The 2,578-nt window shown below is 65.2% G+C and carries 2 protein-coding genes and 1 pseudogene; 1 reads left to right on the top strand and 2 read right to left on the bottom strand.

Annotated elements, in window-relative coordinates; translation table 11 throughout:
- A pseudogene (locus AC1D1X_RS20590) lies at positions 1 to 201 on the bottom strand (TetR/AcrR family transcriptional regulator); the annotation flags it as partial.
- A gap of 72 nt (positions 202 to 273) precedes the next feature.
- A complete protein-coding gene (cadR, locus tag AC1D1X_RS20585) occupies positions 274 to 807 on the bottom strand; it encodes a Cd(II)/Pb(II)-responsive transcriptional regulator (protein ID WP_477668447.1) in 534 nt (177 codons plus the stop codon).
- 92 nt (positions 808 to 899) lie between these two features.
- On the opposite strand from cadR, the gene AC1D1X_RS20580 reads away from it, so the two are divergent.
- Positions 900 to 2,578, top strand: a 1,679-nt coding sequence (locus tag AC1D1X_RS20580; RefSeq protein ID WP_477699038.1) for a heavy metal translocating P-type ATPase, incomplete at its 3' end; no start/stop codon positions are given.

The raw sequence follows: 2,578 nt of genomic DNA, 5'->3' as shown, positions 1-2,578 counted from the left end.
CGTGCTGGTGGCGTCAAAGCCTTGTTTTCGGAACAACCGGGCGGCCGCATTGACGAGTTCGACCCGCCGGTTGCCGTCGTCGCGTTCGTCCAGGGTTTTGCGCGGCCGGCCGCGCGGACGCTTTTCAGCGCTGCCGGTTGCGGTTTTCGAAGGGGTATGAGCGCGTGCGGCAGGTCGCGAACGCGCGGCAGGTTTGTCCATAAGGACGGACCTTAGCAAAACCCGATATTTTTAGCAAGCAAGTGCTTTGTAAAAATACCGGGCCGCGTTTTGTCACTTGCGCTCGGCAGCCGCCTTGCCGGTAGCGGTCTTTTGGCGGCCCTCTTCTTTGGCGGGCACACCGACCTGCGGGTGCGCGCCGTGGATATGCGCATGGCCGCGCCCGGCGGGGGTACGGTTCTGGCTTTGCCGCAGTGCAGCTTTTTCCAGGCCGCTGAGGATGCCGCAGTCGCCCCCGGCCTGGCCTCTGGCACACTGCTCACGCAGAGCCTTGAGGTCTTTTTCCAGCGCCTTGAGTTCGCGGATGCGGGTGGCGACGTGGCTGATGTGCTCGTCCAGCAGGCTGTTGACGTCGTCACAGCTGCCGGCCGGCGCATCCTTGAAGTTCAGCAGTGCGCGAATTTCCGCCAGCGTCATGTCCAGCGACCGGCAGTGGCGTATGAAGGCCAGGCGCTGCACATGGCTTTCGTCATAGATGCGGTAATTGGCGTCGGTGCGCGCCGCTTCGGGCAACAGACCCTCACGTTCGTAGTAACGGATGGTTTCCGTCTGGGTCTGTGCGGTTTTGGCCAGTTCTCCGATTTTCATGGCGACTCCTTGAACATCGTCCCCACATTGCTGTAGGGTCACTTCAGCAGCCAGCTTGACTCTAAGGCCGCTACAGGGTTTCCAATTAGGCCATGAAATCTGAAAAAACCCTTGTTTCCGGCGTGGATGCCCCTACCGGCGACTGCTGTGGCGGCGCCCACGCCGCACACGCACCTGTATCCAATGCCGCGGGTACCGCGGGGCGGATTTTCCGCATCGCCACCATGGACTGCAGCGCCGAAGAGTCTGACATCCGGCGCGCGCTGGAGCCGATCGCCGGTATCCGGTCGCTGGGCTTCCAGCTGGGCGCACGCACGCTGCGAATAGACGCCAGCGAAGAAGCCTGTGCGACTGCCCTGGACGCGATCCGCAAGGCCGGGTTTGACCCTCAGCCTGCCCAGGGTGCCAGCACGCATACAGGCGGCCACGACCATGAGGGGCATGGGCACGACCACAGCCATGATGGCGGTTTTGACGGTTTTGGCAGCGGTGTCACCCGCCTGGCCGCGGCGCTGGTGCTGGCCGTGGGCGCCGAGGCTGTGTCGTTTTTTGCGCCCGAGCTGCTGGCCTGGAAAATCGCCGGCATGGCGGTGGCGGCGCTGGCCATTGGCCTGGCCGGCCTGGACACCTATAAAAAGGGCATGGCCGCCCTGCTGCGCGGCAAGCTCAACATCAACGCGCTGATGTCGGTCGCCGTCACCGGCGCTTTCCTGATCGGCCAGTGGCCGGAAGCCGCGATGGTGATGGCGCTCTATGCCATTGCCGAGCTGATCGAAGCCAAAGCCGTGGACCGCGCGCGCAACGCCATCAAGGGCCTGCTGGACATGGCACCAGAGCAGGCCTTGATGCAGGGCGAAGACGGCGCGTGGGCCAACACGCCGGTGGCCGCCGTGCCGCTGCAGGCCCTGGTGCGCATACGCCCCGGCGAGCGCGTACCGCTGGACGGCCTGGTGACCCTGGGCAGCAGCGCGGTCAACCAGGCGCCCATCACCGGCGAAAGCATTCCGGTCGACAAGGAGCCGGGCGACACCGTCTTTGCAGGCACCATCAACGAAACAGGTGAGATGGAAATCCGCGTCACGGCGGCGGCCGGCAACACCACGCTGGCACGCATCATCCATGCCGTCGAGCAGGCCCAGGGCAGCCGCGCGCCCACGCAACGTTTTGTCGACCGCTTTGCCGCCGTCTACACGCCGGCAGTGTTCGCCATCGCCGTTGCCGTCGCCGTGCTGATGCCGCTGCTGGCGGGCCTGAGCTGGCAAGAGTCGGCATACAAGGCGCTGGTGCTGCTGGTCATCGCCTGTCCCTGCGCGCTGGTGATTTCCACGCCCGTCACGGTGGTAAGCGGGCTTTCGGCCGCCGCGCGCCAGGGCATCCTCATCAAGGGCGGCACCTACCTCGAGCAGGCGCGCCTGCTCAAAGCCATCGCACTCGACAAGACCGGTACCATCACGGAGGGCAAGCCCCAGTTGGTGGATTGGCGTACCTGGGGCAATGCCGACGCAGCGATGGCCGCGCAGCTGGCCGCCGGCATGGCCTCACGATCTGATCATCCGGTGTCCAAAGCGATTGCGGCGGGACTGAACACCGATGCCGCCGAGGTACAAGCCTTCAAGGCCCTGCCGGGCCGTGGCGTTGAGGGAACGGCCCAGGGCCAACGCCTCGTGTTGGGCAATCACCGCCTCATCCATGAGTTGGGCCTGTGCAGTGTGGAACTGGAAACCGAACTCGCCCGGCATGAACAGCAAGGCCGCACTGTGACGCTGCTGGC

It is taken from the genome of Polaromonas sp. P1_G4, assembly GCF_056405475.1.
The sequence above is the reverse complement of the archived record's forward strand: the minus strand, read 5'-3'. Positions and strand labels throughout refer to the sequence as shown.